We start from the raw sequence: 21,700 nt of genomic DNA on the forward strand, positions 1-21,700 counted from the left end.
GGCCTTCGAGAACCAACTTGACTGCCAGGCAACGCTCGTACAACCGGCGGTTGTCTGTCGTAGTCATCGCTTTTTCCAATTCACGGATTTGGCGTTCTGTTTCCATGTTCCCCACTCCTCAAGTGTTTTCTTTAGTATACGCCTACAGGAGGAAAAACGAATGCAATTTAACTCAATTTATATAGTAATGTTTAGTAATAAAATCGCTCTGAATGATGCAAAGGAATTAAGAAAAGGTTACAATATACCGTGTTTGTTTGGCAACAGCAGTCATTGGATATATACTATACATTTAGGAGCAGAGAATGTTGCTAAAAGAATAAGTTCGGCATTGCCGAGTTTTTATAGAGTAAGGGGAATTGAAACATGGCTTTAAACGAGAAAGAATCAAAAATACTGAGCTACATTAAGGAAAATCCTTTCATTTCGCAGCAAGATTTAGCTACAAAGATTGGTCTGTCACGTCCCGCAGTGGCGAACATCATTTCCGGCTTGGTGAGACGGGGATACCTTTTGGGGAAAGCCTATGTCATCAATGATACGCGACCGATTGTCTGTATCGGCGCGGCCTGTATCGATCGCCGCTATTTTGTGGAAGGCGGCCTTATTCATGGACAATCGAACAATGTTACCTCCCAGACGTCAATCGGCGGGGTTGCTCTCAGTATCGCTGAGAATCTGGGTAGACTGCAGGAAGACGTCGTTATGTTATCTTTGGTCGGGGATGATGCGGAATGGCATACGATCGAAGAATCTATGCGCCCATTGATGAAGACCTCCGAAGTGGAAATGATTCCTGGCTTTTCGACAGGCACCTTTATGGAAGTCATCGATGAATCGGGTAAAATGATCATCGGATTGGCGGAAATGGATATCTATGAGTATATGCAGCCAAAATGGTTGTTGAAGCACCTGGCGACACTGAAGCGAGCCAAAACTATCATCATCGATTCGAATTGCCCGAAAGAAAGCGTGGAACACTTACTTGAAATCGGAGCGAAATACAATATTCCAACCGTCCTGATTTGCGCATCCGTCCTTAAATTGTATAATATTCCCGAAAACTTGAAGGGCTTGAAGTTGCTGATCACGAAGCATGACGAAACCGAGAAGCACTTCGGCATCAAAATCAAGGATGATGCTTCTATGCGGGAAGCCCTACAGATGTGGCTTGACAAAGGGGTACAGCATGTCATCATCACCAAAAACAGTCAGAGCGTCGGCTATGCCAGTGAAAATTACGGCATGCATGTCTATGATCTGAAGAACAGCGACGAAAACAGCGAAACCTACATCTGGGGAACGAATGAAGCGCTTTGCGCCGGAATCGTCTACTCCTATTTGAGGACTGATGAGATTTCAGAAATGATCCAGACTGGCTTAGCGAATGCAGTCATGTCATCAAAATCAGCCTACAAAGTTCGCCCGAACCTATCCCAGGCGGTGTTGCGCAAGGATGTCAAAGAAATCGGCAAATTGGAAAGTAGAGAAATTTAGCTGGATAAGCCCGTTACATTCAAAAAATAAACAGTCCACTACTCTTCTGATCTGAGTAGCGCAGTTACCAAAAAGAGCCTGTCAGCCAGGCTCTTTTTGGTTTGTAAATTTATCAACCGTAGGACGACTAATCTTTTGTTTATTTCGTAAGTATAGTAAAATAAGAGTAAGGAAAGCGTTTTCTGGTTGATTATTCCAAAGGAGTGGGTTTGAATGGTTCAGTATAAAAACATCTTGATTCCAGTGGACGGATCGGAGGCTTCAATCAAGGCGTTCAAACAGGCGGTACATATCGCTGAAAGGAACAATGCTGCGCTTTATCTGGTTGCGATTCTGGATAAAAAAGATAACGCCGAAGAAGCTGCGCAGCTGCAGAAGGATAAAGACTCGTTGTTCGATGAATTGGACAGATATGCGCGTGCAAACGGGGTGGCAGTGCACAAGGAAATGCGCACCGGCAACGCAAAGGAAATGATTGCGAAGGCGCTTGTGGAAGAATGGAAGTGTGATTTGATTGTAATGGGTGCTACAGGTAAGGGCACTATCGCAAAACTGGTGGTCGGATCGGTGACGAATCATGTCATCAAACATGCGCCATGTGATGTATTAATCGTAAGGAAAAATTGATCAGACGCTTTTGAACCAACGAATCAGGAGACGCAAAAAAAGTCCAGTTACTTAAATGTAGCTGGACTTTCCTTTATATCGTAGGACAGTATAAATTTTTGTTGAAATGTGCATCACCATAGCTGTTTCACAGATTTTCAAATTGTTTCATGCCATCAAATTTGATGGCCAGCTTCACGGGTTAGCCCTTCGGAAAGGGATAAAGGAACCCTTTGTCTCTACCGAGTCAAGGATACTATTCGACTAACCTGCTGACGCAGGAAGTCTCTCAGCAATTGCGCTCTACGATGCTCATTTGCATGGGACTCTTAGGGATTCATCCCTTAGAGCACCAGTATAAGGTGACCGTAGGGAACGTTGCGAGGCCAGATTTCCTAAATTGTCATGACTCTTGCGATTTCAATCGCTTATTCCTGTCATCAGGCCATCCAACTGGTCTCGCAGTGAGGCCCTCTGATGTCGCACTGTGACATCAGAGTACTTGACCGATTAGGTCACAGTGTTTCCTTACTCAGGGCTGAATGAACCCGTTCAGCTTTTCTCATCTAGAGGATAATTTTTGCGGTACTTCCTTCGGTGGTGCGGTCGACTTTGATATGGACGGGTATGCGCGTCTTCAATTCCTCAACGTGCGAAATGATACCGACTAAACGGCCACAACTGTTCAGGGAGAATAGCGCCTCGATTGCGGTATCCAAAGACTCTGGATCCAGCGAACCGAAGCCTTCATCAATGAACAGTGTATCGATCTGGATTCCTCCGCTGCGGCTCTGCATCACGTCGCTTAGACCAAGGGCAAGCGCAAGGGAAGCCTTGAAGCCTTCACCGCCCGACAACGTTTTGACGCTGCGGGTTTGACCGGTGTAATGGTCGAATACATCGAGATCCAGTCCCTTAGCTCCGGCACCTTTGCCTTTGTCTTCCTTGCGCAACAACAGATAGCGGTTGTTCGTCATCTGTTGGAAGCGAAGATTGGCAGCTTCGATGATTTCCTCATAATAGATCGCCAGCACATAGCGTTCGAATGAGATATAATCAGTTTCTTTGGTTCCGTTGGCGATGTCCGACAAAGTCTTGTATTTTTGGTAATCGGAAATGATCTGCTGTTGCTTTTTGTAGATCACAGCGATTTCTTGCGCCGCTTTTTTTAGCATTTGGATATCGCCTGCAAGCTGATCTTTTTGCTCTTCCGATGCCCGGATTGTATTGTCCAGAAGCATTTTTTGATTGGTGCAGGAGACGACGGTTTGATCCTGATCCAATACTGCAGCGCTCTTTCTTACATCTTGCAAACGGGTCACGGTGACATTCAGGTCGTCTTCATGACTGCGGATTCGTTTCTGGATTTCCAGAGACAATGCCTTATCCAATATTAGATGATCGAAAGGTTCTTCCAGTCCTGTATCAGCCAGTACGGTTTTGTAGGTTGTTTCCGCATCCAACAAAGCATGGGTTGCTTCCTCAACTTGGGCCGCGTAGGTGGTGCTGTTGGCATGGCAGACGGCAATCCGTTTCTCGAGGTCCGTCAGCTCGCTGTTCAGCCTGTTGTAGTCATTTGTGCTGGTCTCAATGGTTTTGTTGAGCTGCAGGATTTCATTTTGCACAGTTGCGAGGTCTTTGTCGCCCAAAATTTGCTGTTCCTGTTCGATATCGGCCAGCAGGTCCCTGGAAAGAGTTTCGTTCAAGTGCAATGTTTTCTGAAGCGTAAGACAGTTCTGGTCGATCTCCTGCAGATTTGTTTCGATGTTGTTTTGCTGCTTGACGAGGGTCTCTTCTTCGTCAAGAATCTTCTGCAGAGCTATCATCTCCGACAGCAGCGTTTTTTCTGACGCGATTTCGCTATCGCGTTTTGCTTTCTGTTCCTGTTTGTAAGTTTCAAAAGTTTCAGCCGGGATAGCGAACTCATCGAAGAGATCGGCCAGTTGTTTTCGGATTCCGGAAAGTTCGGCAGTCCCCTGCTGGTAATCCGCATATGCCTGATTCCGGTTTTTCTCCAGCTGCTCCCGGTCCTGATCGGAGAGGGTCTCTGCCGTTTTTTGAGCGGGTGCGGGATGGTCTGTTGAACCGCAGACAAGACAAGCTTCTCCGCTGATCAGCTGTTCTGCTAAAATGCCTGCGATGTTGCGGTTGTAGAGCAGGATTTCGTCCTTGAACTGTTGATCGATTGCCATGAATTCTTTTTCCAGAATCAGGAATCGTGCACCTTTTGCAAGTTTTTCAGCCAACAATTTTTCGGTTTGGACAATCCTCTTGTGGATCTGATCGGATTGCTGCACGTTCATTCGGCAAGCACTCAATTTGTCTTTGATACTGGCAGCTTCTTTTTGGGCTTGTTTCAGCCCCGCAAGCCTCTGCTGGCACTGCTCCTGTTTTTCTTTTTGCGCTTGTTTAAGATTTGCATGTTTCTGCAGTTCTTTCGTGGCATCGTTGCCTGCTTTCTGGTAACCTGCCAGTTCTTTCTGCTTCTTCGCCAAGGCGATAAGCTGTTTTTCCTGTTCCTTCACGGTGCCGATCTTTTCACGCAAGCCTGGGATCAGGGAAAAGGCAAGTTCAGCCACCTCGAATGCCGATTGCTTATCGCGTGAAGCCTGATTCAATTGGTCCAAGAGAGCGTCATTTTGTTTGGATTGTTCCTGTTTTGCAGCCCTGTTTGTGGATGCTGCAATGTACAGCGACCTTTTTTCCTCGGCTTTAACGGCTTGTTCATGGCGCTCCAATTGCTGCTTCCATCCTAAGGCTTGAGCTTCTTCTTCCTCCAGAACTTTCAGCCGTACCTCCAACTGTGCGATATCTTCCAGCAATTTGATGGTATCGGAAACGGCTTGACTTTGTGAACGCAAAGAAGTTAGATGCAGTTCTTTGACTTCACGTTCTTCTTCGAGCGCCGCCAACAGTTCTGCGATCCGAACCAGGAACTGCTCGGTGTCCTGCAAGCGGAGCGCTTCTTGCAAGGGTTCATCTTTGATTCCCGAGGCAAAGGAATAAGCGGTCTGTAGCGAATCATGGGCGGAAGTCGCCTGGCTCTGTAATGATTTGGCCCGCTCCTTCAGTTCCTCCTGGAATCTTTTCAAAATCTCGGTCCCGAAGATGTTCCGGAAAATAGTCTCTTTGTCATTGCTGTTCGATTCCAGTAGTTTTTTGAATTCCCCTTGCGGCAGCATGACGATCTGTTTGAACTGCTCGTAGTTCAAAGAAAGCAATTGCTCTATTTCCGCATTGGCGTCGCGCGCTTTCGTCGTCACGGTGTCGTCGTGATAAAAGGCGACATCAGCTTTCAAATCGATGATTTTTCCGCTTTTCCCAGGACCTGTCTGGGCAGGGGAGCGTCTGACGCGGTAAGATTTCCCGTTGTATTCGAACGTCAGATCGACGTAACAGATCGACTCTTCCGTTGCGAACTGCGACTTGAAGGTGTCCTTTTCCCGGCTGCTGCCGCTGGCGACATCGTAAAGGGCATAGGCGATGGCATCAAAAATTGTGGTTTTGCCGGCACCGGTAGGCCCGCTAACCAGGAACAATGTTTGGTTCTGGAATTGCGTGAAGTCCAATACGATCTTTTCTTTGTAGGGACCAAAGGCATTCATCTCTAATTTTAAGGGTCTCATCTAATCATTCCTTCCCAAAGCGGAAAAGATATCCGCAACGATTTTTTGATCGGATTCTTCCATTTCAATGGCGCGGTATTGCTCATAAAAATCCTTGAACAAATCCGGATAGGACAACTGTTGGAGATCCTCCCGGTTATGCTGCAAGGCCACCGATTCGGTTTCTCTTCGGCTGACGTATTCGAGCCCCATCGCGTGTGGATAGCGACGGCGCAGTTGGTTCATCGCATCCAGCACGTATTCCGTATCCTCCAGTTCGAAGAACAGGTAGTCCTCGGATTGCCCCTTCATCAGTTCTGAGAATGTACTCCGGATTGTGCGCATATCGCGCAAAGGCTTGATCCGGAGCGGTTCGATCTCCAGTTTGTCTTTTTCTATCGTCACGATGCTCGTCTGCTTTTGATGCGGGGTTTCTGATTTGGAATACTTCAGGATTGAGCCACTATAGCGGACTTTGTCGTCTTTGACTTTCTGGGCCTTGTGCAGATGGCCCAGAGCGACATAATCAAAGTCCTCAAACAGCGACACATCCACGTATTCGGAAGTACCGATACTGAGCGGACGTTCGGAATCGGATGGTTCGCTCGTGTCGTTTCCGGTCTGGATCACATAGCCGTGCGCAATCAGGATGTTGACTTCATTTGGGTTCATGGTTGCTTTTACGGTCGCCAACTGCGCACGAATGGCATCCTCCATATTTTTGATTGTGTCGTCCTGAAGCTTCTCCCGGACATAGACATGATCCGCAAAAGGCAGCAGATAGAAATTGGTTCCTTGGAAGGCAACTTTACGGATGGAATCTTTCATGGTTCCTTCTATATACAGGCGGCTGTCGGCCAACAGATCAGCGGCATATTCGATTCGCTCGTTGCTGTCGTGGTTGCCGGCGATGACGAACACAGGCACGCCCAATTCCTTCACCATCCGGGTCAGTGTCCGATTGGCCAACGCTACCGCTTCTTTCGGAGGCAACGCACGGTCGTAGAGGTCTCCGGCCATAATGATCGCATCGATTTCTTTATCTTTGAGTAGCTCGATCAGGTTCGTCAAGTAATAACGCTGATCTTCCAGCATGGAAAAATCATTGACGATTTTACCGAGATGCCAATCAGCTGTATGCAGTATTCTCATGGGAAAGGCTCCTGTCCATTGGTTAGTATTTTTTAAGTAAATACATTCATTTTCCATTATAACAGACTACACCGGAAGCCAGCAGAGGCAATTATGGCCGACCGAGTGAAATGCTAGTGATGTGGGCGCTTTTGAGCTATAGTATGTATAAGAGGTCGGACGAATTAAGCAGTTGAAGGAGGAACCAAAATGGATCTGGGGCTAAAGAATAAAGTGGCATTGGTCGTTGCTTCGAGTCAAGGCTTGGGCAAAGCGGTGGCGAAGGAACTCGTCAAAGAAGGCGCGCATGTTATGCTCACCAGCAGAAGCGAGGACAAATTGGCTGAGGTGAAAGAAGAGCTGGAAGCCATGCATGCCGGAAAGGTCGCGTATTTCCCTTGCGACATCACTAAAGTTGAGGACATCCAGAAACTGGTGGCACGGACCCATACAGTATTCGGGAAAATCGATATCTTGCTGAACAACGCAGGCGGTCCGCCAAGCGGGAAATTCGATTCCTTTTCCGATGAAGTATGGCAGCAGGCCTTCGAATTGAACTTGCTGAGCTACATCCGGATCATCCGCGAAGTACTGCCTGATTTGCGTAAAGAGGGCGGACGCATCGTCAACATCGCCTCGATTTCGGTGAAGACACCTTTACCGAATCTGGTGCTTTCCAATACGTTCCGAAACGGCATCGTCGGCCTAAGCAAAACGCTGGCTGATGAATTGGCGCCCGACAACATCCTCGTGAACGTCGTTGCGCCGGGAAAAATCGAAACCGATCGCTTGAAATATCTGAATAAGGCGAACGCTAAAGCGAGAGAATTGACAGTTGCGGAAGTCGACAAGGCTGCTATCGCAGGCATTCCTTTAGGACGTTACGGTACACCGGAAGAATTCGCAAAAGCTGTTGTTTTCCTTCTTTCCGAAGCGAATACATACATCACCGGCAGTACACTATATGTGGATGGCGGGGCAGTCAAAGCGATTTGAAGCCGAACCGCCATCCGAAACAGACAGGAGAATGAAATATGGGACAAGTAATCATCAACGCAGACGATTTTGGTCTCACAAATGGCGTGAACTACGGCATCATCGATAGTTTTTTGTACGGCATCACCACCTCGACGACCCTGCTGGCGAACGGAGCGGCATTCGATCATGCTGTGGCATTGGCATCCGATCATCCGGAGCTGGAAATCGGAGTTCATCTGAATCTGACGCTCGCAAAGCCCCTATTGCCTGACGCATCCACCATCAGTGCCGATGGGCGTTTCCACACCAGAGAATACGTGCAGCAGCATGCAGCTTCACTGGATCTGGATGAGGTCTATGCGGAGTGGCATGCGCAAATCGAAAAAGTTCGCAAGGCGGGCATCAGACCAACGCATTTGGATTCGCACCACCATGTGCATATGTTGGAGCCGCTCAACAAAGTCATCCTGTCGTTGGCGATCCAGTACGAGCTGCCGATCCGGGATCATTTCGAGGGTAGCCATGGGGTGCTGCATACGGACCGCCAATTCGACCTCGGCTTCGCTGCTGAAAAACCGCAGGCCGAATTGGGAATGAGTGTGATGGAGAAGTTGGATGATATTATGGCCGTCCTGGAAAAGCCGGACACCTCGGTCGAATTGATCGTCCATCCGGGTTATGTCGATGCCAGTCTGGAACGCGTCAGTAGCCTGCAGAAGGATCGAGCCTATATGGCCGAATTCTTGATGCATTCAGATTTTGCGGATCGCATCCGTGAAGATGAGGCAATCCAGTTGATTTCGTATGCGGAATTGGGAGAGTAATACGATAAGAAATAACAAAGGCTGTCTCGTTTTTCGAGACAGCCTTTGCCGTTCTCCGGCGAATGAAGGCTTGACCGGAGTTCAGACTGCATTCGGGCTTTTGTGCTCCGATGAGACCGGCCTCACCGAATTTGAGGCGGATAGTTACCGCTATCCTCCGATGAGCATCCGCCTCACCGGAGCTACAGGAAGAAACTGAGTAAACTGGGTTGCTCCTCTGATCAGCATATTTTAGTCCAATAGTATCATTTTGTATTTGTTGCTAAATTATAATCATTATCATTAACAAAAAATAGGGAATCAGTGATAGAATAGAAGAATGAAGCATTACCAACCTGAACAGCGGTTTTTGGAGTTTGCATCGGGTTTGGATGCAATTTGAATGATAAAGGAGCAATCTAAAAAATGGCATTATTGGAAATGGAACATCTGAGTTTTGTATCGGACGGCAAAGTCATTCTGGATGACATCAGCTATTCGCTGGAAGAGGGCGAGTTTCTCTCGATAACCGGCCCGTCCGGAAGCGGTAAGAGTACACTTTTGAAGATCATTGCGACGATCCTTTCGCGTACCGAAGGGGAAATACGCTACCAAGGGAAGTCGCTGGATGAATACGAACCTACCGAATACCGCAAGGAGGTTTCCTACACATTCCAGACACCCGTTTTGTTCGGAAAAATCGTCCGCGACAATTTGGCTTTTCCTTACGAAATCCGCAAAAAGGAATTCGATGAAAAGAAAGCAGTCGCCTATCTGGAGTCAGTCGGGCTGTCAAAGGAATACATGGACAAAGATATCAATAGCTTGTCCGGCGGGGAAAAGCAGCGTGTCGCTTTGATACGAAATGTCCTGTTTCAACCGAAAATCCTCCTGCTTGATGAAGTCACGAGCGCCTTGGATGAAGCGAATCGACAGATCATCTGGAGATGGCTCCAGGAAATGCGGAATCATTCCGATATGACGATCATTATGGTCAGCCATAATGAAGAAGAGTCCAGCTTGGCGGATAAGAATATCCATATTGTTGCTGGAAGAATCGTAAAAGGGGAGGAGAACTAAGATGGATCTACAAGTAAGTCCAATCACGCTCATGTTGAGCTTCTCGTTGGTATTGGTGGGAGTCTACATCTCCTATAAAGAAAAATTAGGAACGGCCAAAGACATCTTGTACAGCATTACCCGAGCCATTGTACAGTTGATCGCGGTCGGATACGTATTGACCTATCTGTTCAATGTGAACAACACAATCGTCACTCTGGCGATGGTTGCGGTCATCGTCTTCAATGCGTCATGGAATGCCCACAAACGCAGCAGCAGTATCCCGAATTCTTTGAAGATTTCGCTCATCGCCATCTCCGCTTCAGCGATTTTGACGTTAGCCATTTTGGTCCTGTCCGGGTCCGTTAAATTCATCCCTTCACAGATTGTGCCGATCACTGGAATGATAGCCGGGAATGCGATGACGACCATCGGCTTGTGCTATCGTAACCTGAATTCCTTGTTCCGCGATCAGCGCCAACAGATTCTGGAAAAACTGTCTCTCGGTGCGAATCCGAATCAAGCTTCGCGCACAATCTTGCGGGAAACGATCAAATCAGGCATGCAGCCATCTTTGGATTCCGCCAAAACAGTGGGTATCGTTTCCTTGCCGGGCATGATGTCGGGTTTGATGTTTGCCGGCACCGTACCGATGACGGCGATCATGTATCAGATCATGGTGACTTTCATGCTGGTGGCGGCGACAAGCATCTCGTCTTATATCGCCTCTTTCCTGGCATACCGCGAATTCTACAACGACAGACAGCAATTGCGGGTCTGATTTTGAATGGTATTTCGGTTGGTCCGTGCTGAAAAGTATGGTATCCTTTCTATTATAAAGTTGATTTTGGAGGGAAAACATTGAGCGGATTAATCTATCGCAGAACCCATCGCATCAAAGGCTATGAATGCGACATCACCGGTGAAATCACCTTGCCAGCGCTCGTAGACCTGATGATGGACTTGTCGGGACAACAAAGCGATTCACTCGGGAACACGAATGACCAGATGTCCGAAAGAGGACTCAGTTGGATCATCGTGCAGTACGACATGCAGATCGAACGCATGCCGCACCAAGGCGAAGAAATCATCCTGGAAACGGAAGCGATGAGTTATAACCGCTTCTTCACCTATCGCCGCTTCCGGGCTTATGATGAAAGGGAACAATTGTGTGTGGAAGTGATGACGAACTTCGTCATGATGGACATCGAAACCCGTAAGATGGTCCAGATCCAAAAAGACTTGCTGACCGTTTACCAGGCTGATGAAATCCGGACGATGGTGCGCATGCGGAAACCGATCCAGCTGGAACCGGAAAACCGTAAGGAGCAGGATTTCCGCGTCAGATACCTGGATATCGACTACAATCGCCATGTCAACAACGCGAAATATTTCGATTGGATCATCAACACAATCGACCCGAAATTTATCATGGATCATCAGATGGCTGCCGTTACGATCAAGTATGAAAAAGAAGTCGAATACGGCAACAGCATCACCAGCGTCATGTCGACAAAAGAAGCTGAGAACGGCGAAATCATCACCGCGCACCGCATCATGAACGGCGAAGACCTAGCCTGCGAAGCCCACATGATCTGGAAAAAAGTTTAGAAAAGCGGAACGGGTTCGTTCAGCCCTGAAAGAAATTTAGGAAATCTGGCCCTGAATGAGCATCGTAGAGCGCAATGGGTCAGATTTATCTAATTTCCGAAGGGCTTACCCGTGAAGCTAGCCACCGTTTTGGGATGCATGGAATATTTTGCAACCTTGTGAAACACCAGAGGTGATGCACTTTTGGAATTGAAATATGTTATTAAAAAAGAGGAACAACCCGAACGCTTGGGTTGTTCCTCTTTTTCATGCTGGTTTTATGCTTGTTCTTTATAAAGTGCGTTGATTCTTGCTTGCACGTCTTTATCTGCCAAGAAGTCTTCGTAGGTTGTTTCCATTCTGTCAACAACGCCGTTTGGAGTCAATTCGATGATACGGTTCGCAGTAGTGTTGATGAACTCGTAATCGTGTGAAGTGAACAACAATGCGCCTTTGAAAGCGATCATGCCGTCATTCAACGCCGTGATGGATTCAAGATCCAAGTGATTTGTCGGGTCATCCAGCACCAAAACGTTTGCTTTTGAAAGCATCATTTTCGATAGGATGATACGTACTTTTTCTCCCCCGGATAGGACAGAAACTTTCTTCATGACATCTTCACCTGAGAACAGCATGCGGCCCAAGAAGCTGCGCAAGAAAGTGTTGTCGTCCTCTTCTTTGCCTGCAAACTGGCGCAACCATTCCAAAATGGTGATATCGGCAACCGGGAATTCGTTCGTGTGATCCTTCGGCAAATAGCTTCTTGAAGTTGTGACGCCCCATTTGAAAGTACCGCCATCAGCTTCCATTTCGCCCATCAAAATCTTGAAGAGGGTAGAAGTAGCGATGTCTTTGCGGCTTGTGAAAGCGACTTTATCGTTTTTGTTCAAAGCAAAGCTGATGTTGTCCAAAATTTTGACGCCATCGATTGTTTTGGAGATGTTTGAAACCATCAACAAGTCATTTCCGATTTCGCGTTCCGGAGTGAAGCCGACGAAAGGATATTTACGGGATGATGGTTGAATATCATCCAAGGTGATTTTATCCAATGTCTTTTTACGGGATGTCGCTTGTTTGGATTTCGATGCATTGGCACTGAAGCGCGCAATAAAGTCCTGTAATTCCTTGATCTGCTCTTCTTTTTTTGCATTGGAATCAGCAGCCAATTTAGCAGCCAACTGACTGGATTGCATCCAGAAGTCGTAGTTTCCGACATAAAGTTTGATTTTTCCGAAGTCAACGTCACACATGTGCGTACATACGGTGTTCAGGAAGTGACGGTCATGGGAAACAACGATGACAGTATTTGGGAAGTTGATCAAGAATTCGGACAACCACTCGATTGATTCTTTGTCCAAACCGTTTGTCGGCTCGTCCAAAAGCAGTACGTCCGGTTTGCCGAATAGGGCTTGCGCCAGCAAAACTTTAACTTTTTGTGGCTCCAATAGGTCGCTCATCTGCTTGTAGTGCAAATCTTCACCGATTCCTAAACCTTGCAAAAGACTTGCAGCATCGGATTCGGCTTCCCAGCCGTCCAATTCAGCAAATTCGCCTTCAAGTTCGCCGGCTCTGATGCCGTCTTCTTCAGTGAAGTCAGTTTTTGCATAGATAGCGTTCTTCTCGGCCATAATTTCATAAAGGCGTTTATGCCCCATGATGACGGTGTCCAATACTTGATGTTCTTCGAAACCATAGTGGTTCTGGTTCAGTACAGCGAGACGTTCATTTGGATCCAAAATGATGTCGCCGGTTGTGGGTTGGATAACACCTGATAAAATCTTCAGGAAAGTAGATTTTCCAGCTCCGTTTGCACCGATGACGCCATAGCAGTTACCAGGGGTGAACTTTAAGTTAACATTGTCAAACAACTTGCGATCGGAAAATTGTAAGCTGACATTTGATACGGTAATCATTTTTTTACATTCCTCAATTCTTGTTTATAGTCAATTAATTCTAGCATATTCCAGAAAAAATAAAAGGATTTTAACACAGTGTTTACAAAAAACGAGTAGGACCGTTTCTTTTATGGCAATCGTTTGTTCGGTTTTGTCGTAATATTGCCATCATTTTTGGGTGCGGACATGGAGTAAATAAAAGCCGCGCAAATGAGAAAATGATAAGTTTTATTTGATTAACGCCCCCCATTCTAGTAACAGGAGAAATGCCATGATAGAATTAAAAAAATTGAAAAAGAAAGTTGGCTGAAAATGAATGGATAAGAAATTATCGAATAAAGAATACATATACATTGGATCCATGCTCTTCGGCTTATTTTTTGGTGCCGGGAACCTGATTTTTCCGGTTCATATGGGGCAATTGGCTGGGCAAAATTTATTGCCGGCAATAGTAGGATTTATCATGACTGCAGTGGGGTTGCCGTTTTTGGGCATCGTGGCGATGGGGCTGTCCGGTAAAGAAAGCCTGCTGGAGATGGCGAGCAAGATTCATCCTAAATACGGTGTTTTTTTTACCGCGGCTCTCTACCTTACGATTGGCCCGTTCTTTGCGACGCCGCGTACCGCTACTGTCTCCTTCGAGGCAGCCTTTGCTCCGTACTTGGAACCCTCAATGACAAAAATGGCGCTGTTTCTGTTCTCGTTGCTTTTCTTCATAGCTGTCTTATGGTTCTCCCTGAAGCCCTCGGAAATATTGAAATGGGTAGGTAAGGTTCTGAATCCGATTTTTCTGGTGTTTCTTTCGGTTTTGATTCTCTTCGGATTTTTCGCTCCGATGGGCGCAGCGAGAGAAATACCAGTAGACGCAAGCTACCAGACTGGTGCATTCTTCAAAGGCTTTTTGGAAGGGTACAACACAATGGACGCACTGGCCTCCCTGGCTTTCGGCATTATCGTCGTCACGACGATCCAAGGCTTGGGCGTCACAAAGACAACAACCATCGCGAAGGACACGATAAAATCCGGCGCGATCAGTATGCTGTTGATGGCTGTGATTTACGGTTCATTGGTTTATTTGGGTGCAACGAGCCGCGGCGTTTTTGAAATCAGCGACAACGGCGGCATCGCCTTAGCACAAATCTCGAACGAGTACTTCGGCATCTTCGGAGCGGTCCTGTTTGCTATCATCATCACCGTCGCCTGTCTGAAAACAGCAATCGGGCTGATAACTGCCATCAGCGAAACATTTGTGCACATGTTTCCGAATTCGTTAGACTATAAACAATACGTCTATCTTTTCACTGCTATTTCCTTTGGTTTGGCGAATCTGGGCTTGAGTCAGATTATCGCCTTCTCGATTCCGGTATTGATGTTCCTGTACCCCTTGGCAATTACCTTGATCTTCCTGTTGATCACAAGCAGCCTGTTCAATGACCGGACGATTGTCTACCGAATGACGACCTTGTTCACCTTTCCATTCGCAATCGTTGATTTTCTGAAAGCTTTGCCGCAAGGAATCAAAGACGCTGTCGGCCTGAACGGCGTCATTGCCTGGACAGATGCAGCGATTCCGTTATCCGATATCGGAATGGGTTGGCTGATTCCGTCGCTGCTCGGTTTTGCGATTGGCTTGGCGATTTCAAAAAACAATAAATTAGCTTAAAAATGAAAAAACGGAGCTGTCTCAATCTGAGATAGCCCCGTTTTTTCCTTATTCTTCGTTATTTTTTGAGTCTTCGTTGGATTTTTTTGAACCAGGAGTCCTTTTCGGCAAGAATCGGGATTTCCTTTTCCTTATTCGCCAGTTCCATGAAATACTTTTGTGCATCCACCGCGGGCTTATCATTTCGGACATGGCGGTAAGTCCCGTCCGGATGCAGTTCGCGTGCTTTCGTGTTGTCGGCAAGATAGACGTCCATCAACGAAAGGATCTCTTTCTTGATGGCTTTGTCCAGAATCGGAAATTCTATTTCGATCCGTTTGATCATGTTACGGGTCATCATGTCTGCGGAAGACAGGAAAAGATTCTCATCGCCGTTATGATGGAAATAGTAGATCCGGCTATGCTCCAGGAAACGGCCGACAATGCTGCGGACATGGATATTATCGCTGACGCCAGGTACTTGGGGCTTCAGGCAGCAGATGCCGCGGATGATCAGATCTACCCGTATGCCTGCTTGACTGGCTTCGTACAGTTTCATGATGACGCGTTTGTCGGTCAAGGAATTCATTTTTGCGATGATATGCCCATTGCCGGATTGTTGATGTGCCGCGATTTCGTCGTCGATATATTCAATGAATGAATCGCGGATTTCGAAGGGCGACACATGCAAGTGATTGTACTCCGGCTGATCGGAATAGCCGCTCAAATAGTTGAAGAAGTTTGTCGCATCCTCACCGATTTCCTTGTTAGCCGTGAAGATGGCCATGTCCGTATAAAGTTTTGCAGTCTTATCATTGTAATTGCCGGTAGCCAGATGGACATAACGGACGATGCTGTTGTTTTGCTTTTTGACCACCATCGTGATTTTGCTGTGAGTCTTCAAGTGGGTCATGCCATAGAGCACATGCGCACCGGCTTCTTCCAATTCCTTCGCCCATTGCACATTGTTCTCTTCGTCGAAACGGGCTTTCAGCTCGACCAGTACAGTGACTTGTTTGCCCGATTCTGCTGCAGCCTTCAACCCTTCGATGATCGGTGAATCTTTGCTGACCCGGTAAAGAGTCTGCTTGATGGCGATTGTGTCTTCATCCTCAGCGGCACTCTTGATGAAATCGACGACCGGATCGAACGAGTCATAGGGATGATGCAAAAAAACATCCTTCTTTTCGACCACGTCAAAAATATTTTTTCCGGACAGATCGCTTGGCGTTACCGGAGAAAAGCTAGGGTATACGTCTTCTGGAGAAGCAATCGCCAGATAGCGGGTCAATTTACTGAGGAAAGTAAGATCCAATGGTCCATCGATCATATAAACATCACGATCCTCGAGATCCAGTTCGGTCTGTAAAAAGCGCACGTCTCCGTGTAGGGACTCAATCGTATCGCGCGTGTCAATTTCAAGGCGGACAGCCATACCATTTTTGCGCTTCTTCAGGTAATCCTGGATGACCACCAGCAAATCATCCGCACCATCTTCATGCAGTTCCAAATCCGCGTTGCGGGTGATGCGACAGCTGAAGCTATTTGTGACGGTGAAGCCTTTGAATAAGGTGTGGATGAAATGGCGCACGACGTCTTCCAGCAGAACGATGCCGATGTCATTTTTGTTCTCGTCCAACAGAATGAACCGCTGTAGCGGGGCAGGAACCGGCACGATCGCAACACGGGTCGTGTCCTCCTTTTGCAAGTTAACGAAAACGTGGATCAGTTTATTGTTCAAATTCGGGAAGGGACGGTAAGCATCGATCCCTAATGGTGTCAACGCGGGAAAAATTTGTTCATGGAACGTTTCTTCAATGATTGAAAATTCACTTTTGGAAAGAGCGCTGATTTTTTTGATGCGAATATTTTTTTGAGCCAATTTATTCAAAAGTTCATAATAGGACTTGTATTGCAGCGCAAGGTTCTCGTTATTTTTATCAGAGATGGCAGACAACTGTTCAAGGGGACTCCTATCGGTTTTGCTGTCCGTGATATGGTAGCCGAGTTTGAACTGATCCTGCAAACCGGCTACCCGAACCATATAGAACTCGTCAAGATTGGAACTTGCTATGGATAAAAAGTTCAGCTGTTCAAGCAAAGGATTCTGAGGATCTTGCGCCTCCTCTATGACGCGTTTGTTGAAGTCCAACCAACTCAGTTCTCGATTGAAATAATAATCCGCATGAGCAAGATTGGGTTTACTATCTGATTCCATCATACGACACATCCATTCATTCGATTTATAAGGTTTATTTATAGCATAACTTCGTTAACATTCTGTAAAAATAATGTTAAGTTTACCGCTCAGCAGACGCTCGATATGTTTGCGTTGCCGTTCTGCGCGATATTCTTCCGCAAGGATGTCGCCTTTATAAGAAAGTACCAGATCGTACCCATTTTTTATCTTAATGATTTTGATGTCCCGGATAACTTCCATATGAGAATCGTTAAGGGCGTCAGCGAATTTGATGATGCCTCCGAATGACTGCAGCTGATCGATTAGGGTCACTGTGTACCAGTCCGTAAATCCGGTTAAGTATTGGTTGAAGAGTGAACGGTTTTTGAAGCTGGCCAATAAAGCGATGCTTACCCGTTCCTTATGGCTGATGCCATCAAGGTCGCTATTGGAGATGATGTAGAAGGTATGCTGCGAACTGGCGCCGGTTTCGACGAATTGGCCAAGGTAATAAAGGTAACTTCCGAAATGCAAGAGTTTCTCCATTTCCGGATTTTTGTCAAAGATACCCAGTCGACACAACTCTTCATACAGCATATCGACCAGCTTCACCCTTTGCTGCGCAACATGCGCCAACGTGTGGTAGCTGGCGGCAAGCCTGCTGACCGATTGGGCAGCGATGTTGTAAACACTGAAGGCTTTATTCTCATATTTATCGTTCAGAAATTCCATCACGATACCTTCACGCAACCCTTTGTTGCTGAACAAAAACACGGGGGCTTTCACTTCATCGAAGAGGGTATTGAATACCACATTAGCCGGTATGATCAGATCGGTGCGGTCTCGGCTAAGCCCATCCAGATTCTGCAACTGCGGGATGCTCAATGACTGGAACAAATCCAAGGTCATTTGGAGATCATTTTTGTACATACGGTAACCATGCACGCCCGCTAACCGATAATCGATTTTACGTTGGTGGACATTCGCGATGCTTCGGGCAGAACCGCCCATTGCAACGATGGGCACTTGCTTCTTGCTCAGCCACTTGATCGATTTGAACTGGTCCTTCACAAATTCCTGCATCTTCTTGATCGCCTTTGGGTCATTGTGCTCTTTGCCGTCAAAGAACATCTGTTTTAAGGTCACGACCCCAAAAGGAAAACTGTGGTATTGCTGAAGTTCTTTATTTTCATAGTAGGTGACTTCCGTACTGCCACCACCGATGTCGATCGTGACGCCGTTGAGGAATTGGGTCGTATGCAGAACGGCATAATTCCCATAAAAAGCTTCCTTCTCTTCCGGTAACAGCATCATTTCGATTTTGGTAGCTTTGCGTACTTGTTTGATGATATCGTCGCGGTTGGTGGACTGACGGATAGCAGCCGTCGCTACCGGCATCAAAACGCTGACTTGATACTGATCAGCAACAGATTTGAAACTTTTCAGAACTTTGATGAGTACGTCGATACCTGCTTGGGACATCTTTTTCTTCTTGTCCAAATACTGAAAAAGACGTGCAGGGGTCTTGATGTTCTGGACTTGAAACATTGTAAAGTGTTCATCGATTTCAAAGATGACCAAACGGATGGTATTGGATCCGATATCGATCAAACCTATTCTCTCTAGTAGCATGAGCGTCTCCTTCTGAATCCCGGGTCTTCCAAGATTCCTCACTTTCCATTTTACTGGAATTTATCGTTTTTGTCATAGTTTTCTCTTTGTGAGCTAGTGAAACAGGGGAGAAATGTTACGGGAAAGAATCTTATGTTACGAATGGATTACGAAAAGGTTCCTAATAAGGCAATGAGAGCATCAGGTGAATCATTTGATACGAAACAGTAAAATGAATGCAACCCTCCCATAAGAGAATTTCGATATAATGAAGGAGCATTTTCAAAAGAGAGGCGTGAGATTTTGAATCACAAAAAGCGTATGGGGAAACTGTTGTTGGCCGGCTTGGCAGCAAGTCTGACCCTTTCCATTACACCTGTTCAAGGTTCCACCTTAGATACTTTAACTCAAGAAGAAAAACAGACAGAAGCTCGAATCGCTTCAGTAGAAGTTACAATCGGCGAAACACTGGCCTCAATCAACCTGAAACAAATGGAGATTGATGACCTGGAGGCGCAGATTGCTGCTGCAGAAGAAAGTCAAAGCGAGACAAAAGCTGCAATCGAAGCTCAAAAAGAAGTAATCACTTCACGGAAAGAACAACTGAAAACACGACTCGTTGCTTTGCAGACTTCTGATGCAATGACGAATCAGATTTTGATGTTGCTGGATTCCGAAAATTTTGCCGATTTCATCAGCAGAGCTTATGTCGTCGGCCAATTGCAGGCTGCCGATAATGAACAGATCGAATCTGCCATTTCGGAAGAGGAGAAACTGGTGGCATTGGAAGAACAGTTGGCTGATGAAATCGAAACAGTCAAGGTTGCTGAAGGCCGTCTGAAATCTGAATCCTCTGCGCTGGCGGAAGAATTAAGCACATTGAAGGACATCCTGTCCGAAAACCAAATAGTGCTGTCGCAAGTGAAAACGGAGTATGCAACTGAAGCAGACCGCTTGGCTGCCGAAGCTGCTCAAGCCAAAGCCGATGCCGAAGCGGCCCAAGCTGCAGCGAACGCGGCGGAGGAGCACGTTACAATTGCCGAATCTACAGCACCTTCCCTGCAAGAGGGAACCGTAGCCACACCAGAACCCGAAAGCCAAATTACCGACAGTTCGGTTGCCGCTGTTGAAACAGCGCCGGTCGTAACCGCTCCGACTGTGACAGAACCACCTGCTTCCCAGGGCAAAACAATGACTGTTTCAGCAACAGCCTACTCGCGCCATGAAGCTGGATTATCCAACTTTACCGCCACAGGCATCGACTTATCGATCAATCCGATGGTCATCGCGGTGGATCCTTCCGTGATTCCATTGGGAAGTATCGTCAGCGTGCCGGGATATGGCATAGCGATCGCCGGAGACACCGGTGGAGCGATCGTCGGCAACAAAATCGACTTGCACATGGAAGACTTGAACGCTGCGCTTGCCTTCGGCAGACAGACGTTGACGATCACCATCCTGCAATAAGAAAAGCATCGGGGAAAACCACCCCGATGCCTTTTTTTGTGTAGTTGTATTATTTTTTTTGATAATCTGAGAGCTTGTATTCCAAACCGTGGGTACTTTTATAGTACTCAGGATACATTTCTCCACCGCAATTCTCACAAGTGAAGCGGGGAGCATCCAACAGATCCCCTTCGTCCATCTGATCGAATTCATCCACCACTTCCTTCGGAATGGCTTCATTGATTCCGCATTGAAGACATATATAATTGACGCTGTTTTTCCCAGTCGAAGCGATTTGCTTCAAATATTTTTTCTTTAGCTTGTTTTTGGTTAATTTTGAATTCTTCTGACTCAATGTTTCTAATCTCCTCTCGCAGATATCTCCTCGCCGCTGCATCGTTCGCAAATTGGATTCTTAGCTTCCCATTTTTGGACACAACAATCCCGCGGAACACAAAGAGGTTTCCGCAACTGGAACATTTTAAAGGATTCTCTCCAAAACATTCGGTAATTCTGTCTGCCCATTTCATGGGTTTTAAAGCAGTCGAAACGTTTAACAATAGTCGCTTGATCTTGGACTGGATCTCCTTGACGACTTCTTTCACAACCTTCTTTATTCTCCTGCTGTATAACCCATATCTACGGATTGTTTTAAAGTTTTTATCGGGGATGTGTCTTATTAAAGCTGCTATAAACTCTTTCGCAAGCATAATCTCTTTTTCTTCTGTATTCGTCCGTTTATCATGATAACGAAACATCACGATATCACCGTCGTACATGATAATACGGTTCAATGCGATCGGCCCGCGTTTCATGTAGCGGCTAATATACTGCAGAATCTTTTTGACATTCGTTCGGCTTCTCTTCGGAGCATTCACGTAAAAACCTTCAGCATTTCTTGTATAGGCTCTCTGAAGCTGTGGCTGTACTTCCTTTTTCTCCTCCGGAGAAAGCACGCGTCTAATCAGCTTTAACACTGCATTCTGCCAGTTTACCCGCAACATTTTGTATGGGATATAATCGTAATCTTTCCACTCGCCACCTTCTGTCAAGCCACCCATCGTTACGATCATATGCACATGGGGGTTAAACTCGAGTTTCGAGCCAAAAGTGTGCAGAGCCAAAATGATACCAGGCCGAATTTTCTGTTTCTTAAAATAATCCAAAATCACTTGCGCAGCGTCATCCATTAGTCCTTTCAAAAGTATTTCCCGATGATACTTTAAAAAGATGGTCCTCAGGCCTTCATCGATGGTAAAAACAATATGTCTGTGGGTGGTGTGGAACATATCCTGAGACACAATTTCACTCCACCGCTCACTTTCACCGACAGAACATGTCGGGCAAAATTTGCCTTTACACCGAATCGGAACTTTTTTTGCCGCATGGCAACCTTCACAAACATATAACCGAAAGCCTTTCGAAATATCCCCACAGTATCTAAATTTTTCAACCTCTTTAAAGACCACAGGTCTTATCTTCAGTTTGAATCTTTTAGAGAACTGGTCCCAATGGTTATTCTTATCAAAGAAAATGGTATGGAGAATATTCTGATTCATACCTCTATTTTACCACTGTGAAACCAAAACAAAAACTGTGGAACATGTGCTATCATCACATTCCACAGCTGAAAAATTTTATACTTTCCTATAATATAA

Annotated in this window: 17 protein-coding genes; 10 read left to right on the plus strand and 7 right to left on the minus strand. The window is 46.3% G+C overall.

The window, feature by feature from the left end; genetic code table 11:
- Positions 1-160: 160 nt before the first annotated feature.
- The 3 genes from BMZ71_RS11415 to BMZ71_RS11425 all read left to right on the plus strand — a co-directional run bounded on the left by BMZ71_RS11415 (position 161) and on the right by BMZ71_RS11425 (position 2,124).
- A complete protein-coding gene (locus tag BMZ71_RS11415) occupies positions 161-376 on the plus strand; it encodes a hypothetical protein (RefSeq protein ID WP_086989846.1) in 216 nt (71 codons plus the stop codon).
- Complete coding sequence (locus tag BMZ71_RS11420; protein ID WP_086989843.1) at positions 367-1,497, plus strand: carbohydrate kinase; 1,131 nt, start codon at positions 367-369, stop codon at positions 1,495-1,497. The genes BMZ71_RS11415 and BMZ71_RS11420 overlap by 10 nt, the downstream gene beginning before the upstream one ends.
- 213 nt (positions 1,498-1,710) lie before the next feature.
- The gene (locus BMZ71_RS11425) at positions 1,711-2,124 is read left to right on the plus strand and encodes a universal stress protein (RefSeq protein WP_086989840.1); all 414 of its coding nucleotides are present in this window, start codon (positions 1,711-1,713) and stop codon (positions 2,122-2,124) included.
- A 545-nt stretch (positions 2,125-2,669) separates the two neighbouring features.
- On the opposite strand, the gene BMZ71_RS11430 is transcribed toward BMZ71_RS11425, so the two are convergent.
- Together BMZ71_RS11430 and BMZ71_RS11435 are read right to left on the minus strand one after the other, a co-directional pair.
- The gene (locus BMZ71_RS11430) at positions 2,670-5,729 is read right to left on the minus strand and encodes an AAA family ATPase (RefSeq protein ID WP_086989837.1); all 3,060 of its coding nucleotides are present in this window, start codon (positions 5,727-5,729) and stop codon (positions 2,670-2,672) included.
- On the minus strand, positions 5,730-6,860 hold the full coding sequence (locus BMZ71_RS11435; RefSeq protein ID WP_086989833.1) for an exonuclease SbcCD subunit D: 1,131 nt from the start codon (positions 6,858-6,860) through the stop codon (positions 5,730-5,732).
- A gap of 189 nt (positions 6,861-7,049) precedes the next feature.
- Between BMZ71_RS11435 and BMZ71_RS11440 the strand changes: the two genes are divergently transcribed.
- The 5 genes from BMZ71_RS11440 to BMZ71_RS11460 all read left to right on the plus strand — a co-directional run bounded on the left by BMZ71_RS11440 (position 7,050) and on the right by BMZ71_RS11460 (position 11,290).
- The gene (locus tag BMZ71_RS11440; protein ID WP_086989830.1) at positions 7,050-7,835 is read left to right on the plus strand and encodes an SDR family oxidoreductase; all 786 of its coding nucleotides are present in this window, start codon (positions 7,050-7,052) and stop codon (positions 7,833-7,835) included.
- 38 nt (positions 7,836-7,873) lie between these two features.
- Positions 7,874-8,641, plus strand: a complete 768-nt coding sequence (locus tag BMZ71_RS11445) for a ChbG/HpnK family deacetylase (protein ID WP_086989827.1) — start codon at positions 7,874-7,876, stop codon at positions 8,639-8,641.
- A gap of 405 nt (positions 8,642-9,046) precedes the next feature.
- Entirely contained in the window at positions 9,047-9,700 is a 654-nt protein-coding gene (locus tag BMZ71_RS11450) for an ABC transporter ATP-binding protein (protein ID WP_086989824.1), read from the plus strand.
- A gap of 1 nt (position 9,701) precedes the next feature.
- Entirely contained in the window at positions 9,702-10,460 is a 759-nt protein-coding gene (locus BMZ71_RS11455; protein ID WP_086989822.1) for an ABC transporter permease, read from the plus strand.
- Between the two features lie 80 nt (positions 10,461-10,540).
- Positions 10,541-11,290 carry an acyl-[acyl-carrier-protein] thioesterase gene (locus tag BMZ71_RS11460; RefSeq protein ID WP_086989819.1) on the plus strand — a complete coding sequence of 250 codons (750 nt, stop codon included), beginning with the start codon at positions 10,541-10,543 and terminating at the stop codon, positions 11,288-11,290.
- Between the two features lie 257 nt (positions 11,291-11,547).
- Here the strand turns inward: BMZ71_RS11460 and BMZ71_RS11465 are convergent, their stop codons facing one another.
- On the minus strand, positions 11,548-13,182 hold the full coding sequence (locus BMZ71_RS11465) for an ABC-F family ATP-binding cassette domain-containing protein (RefSeq protein ID WP_068558638.1): 1,635 nt from the start codon (positions 13,180-13,182) through the stop codon (positions 11,548-11,550).
- Between the two features lie 298 nt (positions 13,183-13,480).
- On the opposite strand from BMZ71_RS11465, the gene brnQ reads away from it, so the two are divergent.
- Positions 13,481-14,827: a branched-chain amino acid transport system II carrier protein gene (gene brnQ, locus BMZ71_RS11470; RefSeq protein WP_086989816.1), complete on the plus strand. Its 1,347-nt coding sequence runs from the start codon at positions 13,481-13,483 to the stop codon at positions 14,825-14,827.
- Positions 14,828-14,885: 58 nt separating this feature from the next.
- On the opposite strand, the gene BMZ71_RS11475 is transcribed toward brnQ, so the two are convergent.
- Together BMZ71_RS11475 and BMZ71_RS11480 are read right to left on the minus strand one after the other, a co-directional pair.
- On the minus strand, positions 14,886-17,027 hold the full coding sequence (locus BMZ71_RS11475) for an RNA degradosome polyphosphate kinase (RefSeq protein WP_245734428.1): 2,142 nt from the start codon (positions 17,025-17,027) through the stop codon (positions 14,886-14,888).
- A gap of 51 nt (positions 17,028-17,078) precedes the next feature.
- On the minus strand, positions 17,079-18,617 hold the full coding sequence (locus BMZ71_RS11480; protein ID WP_086989813.1) for a Ppx/GppA family phosphatase: 1,539 nt from the start codon (positions 18,615-18,617) through the stop codon (positions 17,079-17,081).
- 282 nt (positions 18,618-18,899) lie between these two features.
- Here BMZ71_RS11480 and BMZ71_RS11485 point away from each other — a divergent pair, with 282 nt between their 5' ends.
- Positions 18,900-20,063 carry a 3D domain-containing protein gene (locus BMZ71_RS11485; protein ID WP_086989810.1) on the plus strand — a complete coding sequence of 388 codons (1,164 nt, stop codon included), beginning with the start codon at positions 18,900-18,902 and terminating at the stop codon, positions 20,061-20,063.
- Between the two features lie 49 nt (positions 20,064-20,112).
- Here BMZ71_RS11485 and BMZ71_RS15375 read toward each other — a convergent pair whose 3' ends face one another.
- Together BMZ71_RS15375 and BMZ71_RS11495 are read right to left on the minus strand one after the other, a co-directional pair.
- Entirely contained in the window at positions 20,113-20,259 is a 147-nt protein-coding gene (locus BMZ71_RS15375) for a hypothetical protein (protein ID WP_245734429.1), read from the minus strand.
- A 19-nt stretch (positions 20,260-20,278) separates the two neighbouring features.
- Complete coding sequence (locus BMZ71_RS11495) at positions 20,279-21,601, minus strand: IS91 family transposase (protein WP_143071433.1); 1,323 nt, start codon at positions 21,599-21,601, stop codon at positions 20,279-20,281.
- Positions 21,602-21,700: the final 99 nt, after the last annotated feature.

This window comes from Trichococcus flocculiformis (assembly GCF_900113645.1).
In the GTDB taxonomy this organism is placed as follows: Bacteria; Bacillota; Bacilli; order Lactobacillales; family Aerococcaceae; genus Trichococcus; species Trichococcus flocculiformis.

What these genes read in the sequence shown, in the direction of transcription:
- BMZ71_RS11415 (WP_086989846.1), top strand. Translation starts at nt 161, where the DNA reads ATGCAATTTAACTCAATTTATATAGTAATGTTTAGTAATAAAATCGCT.
- BMZ71_RS11420 (WP_086989843.1), top strand. Translation starts at nt 367, where the DNA reads ATGGCTTTAAACGAGAAAGAATCAAAAATACTGAGCTACATTAAGGAA.
- BMZ71_RS11425 (WP_086989840.1), top strand. Translation starts at nt 1,711, where the DNA reads ATGGTTCAGTATAAAAACATCTTGATTCCAGTGGACGGATCGGAGGCT.
- BMZ71_RS11430 (WP_086989837.1), bottom strand. Translation starts at nt 5,729, where the DNA reads ATGAGACCCTTAAAATTAGAGATGAATGCCTTTGGTCCCTACAAAGAA.
- BMZ71_RS11435 (WP_086989833.1), bottom strand. Translation starts at nt 6,860, where the DNA reads ATGAGAATACTGCATACAGCTGATTGGCATCTCGGTAAAATCGTCAAT.
- BMZ71_RS11440 (WP_086989830.1), top strand. Translation starts at nt 7,050, where the DNA reads ATGGATCTGGGGCTAAAGAATAAAGTGGCATTGGTCGTTGCTTCGAGT.
- BMZ71_RS11445 (WP_086989827.1), top strand. Translation starts at nt 7,874, where the DNA reads ATGGGACAAGTAATCATCAACGCAGACGATTTTGGTCTCACAAATGGC.
- BMZ71_RS11450 (WP_086989824.1), top strand. Translation starts at nt 9,047, where the DNA reads ATGGCATTATTGGAAATGGAACATCTGAGTTTTGTATCGGACGGCAAA.
- BMZ71_RS11455 (WP_086989822.1), top strand. Translation starts at nt 9,702, where the DNA reads ATGGATCTACAAGTAAGTCCAATCACGCTCATGTTGAGCTTCTCGTTG.
- BMZ71_RS11465 (WP_068558638.1), bottom strand. Translation starts at nt 13,182, where the DNA reads ATGATTACCGTATCAAATGTCAGCTTACAATTTTCCGATCGCAAGTTG.
- brnQ (WP_086989816.1), top strand. Translation starts at nt 13,481, where the DNA reads ATGGATAAGAAATTATCGAATAAAGAATACATATACATTGGATCCATG.
- BMZ71_RS11475 (WP_245734428.1), bottom strand. Translation starts at nt 17,027, where the DNA reads ATGATGGAATCAGATAGTAAACCCAATCTTGCTCATGCGGATTATTAT.
- BMZ71_RS11480 (WP_086989813.1), bottom strand. Translation starts at nt 18,617, where the DNA reads ATGCTACTAGAGAGAATAGGTTTGATCGATATCGGATCCAATACCATC.
- BMZ71_RS11495 (WP_143071433.1), bottom strand. Translation starts at nt 21,601, where the DNA reads ATGAATCAGAATATTCTCCATACCATTTTCTTTGATAAGAATAACCAT.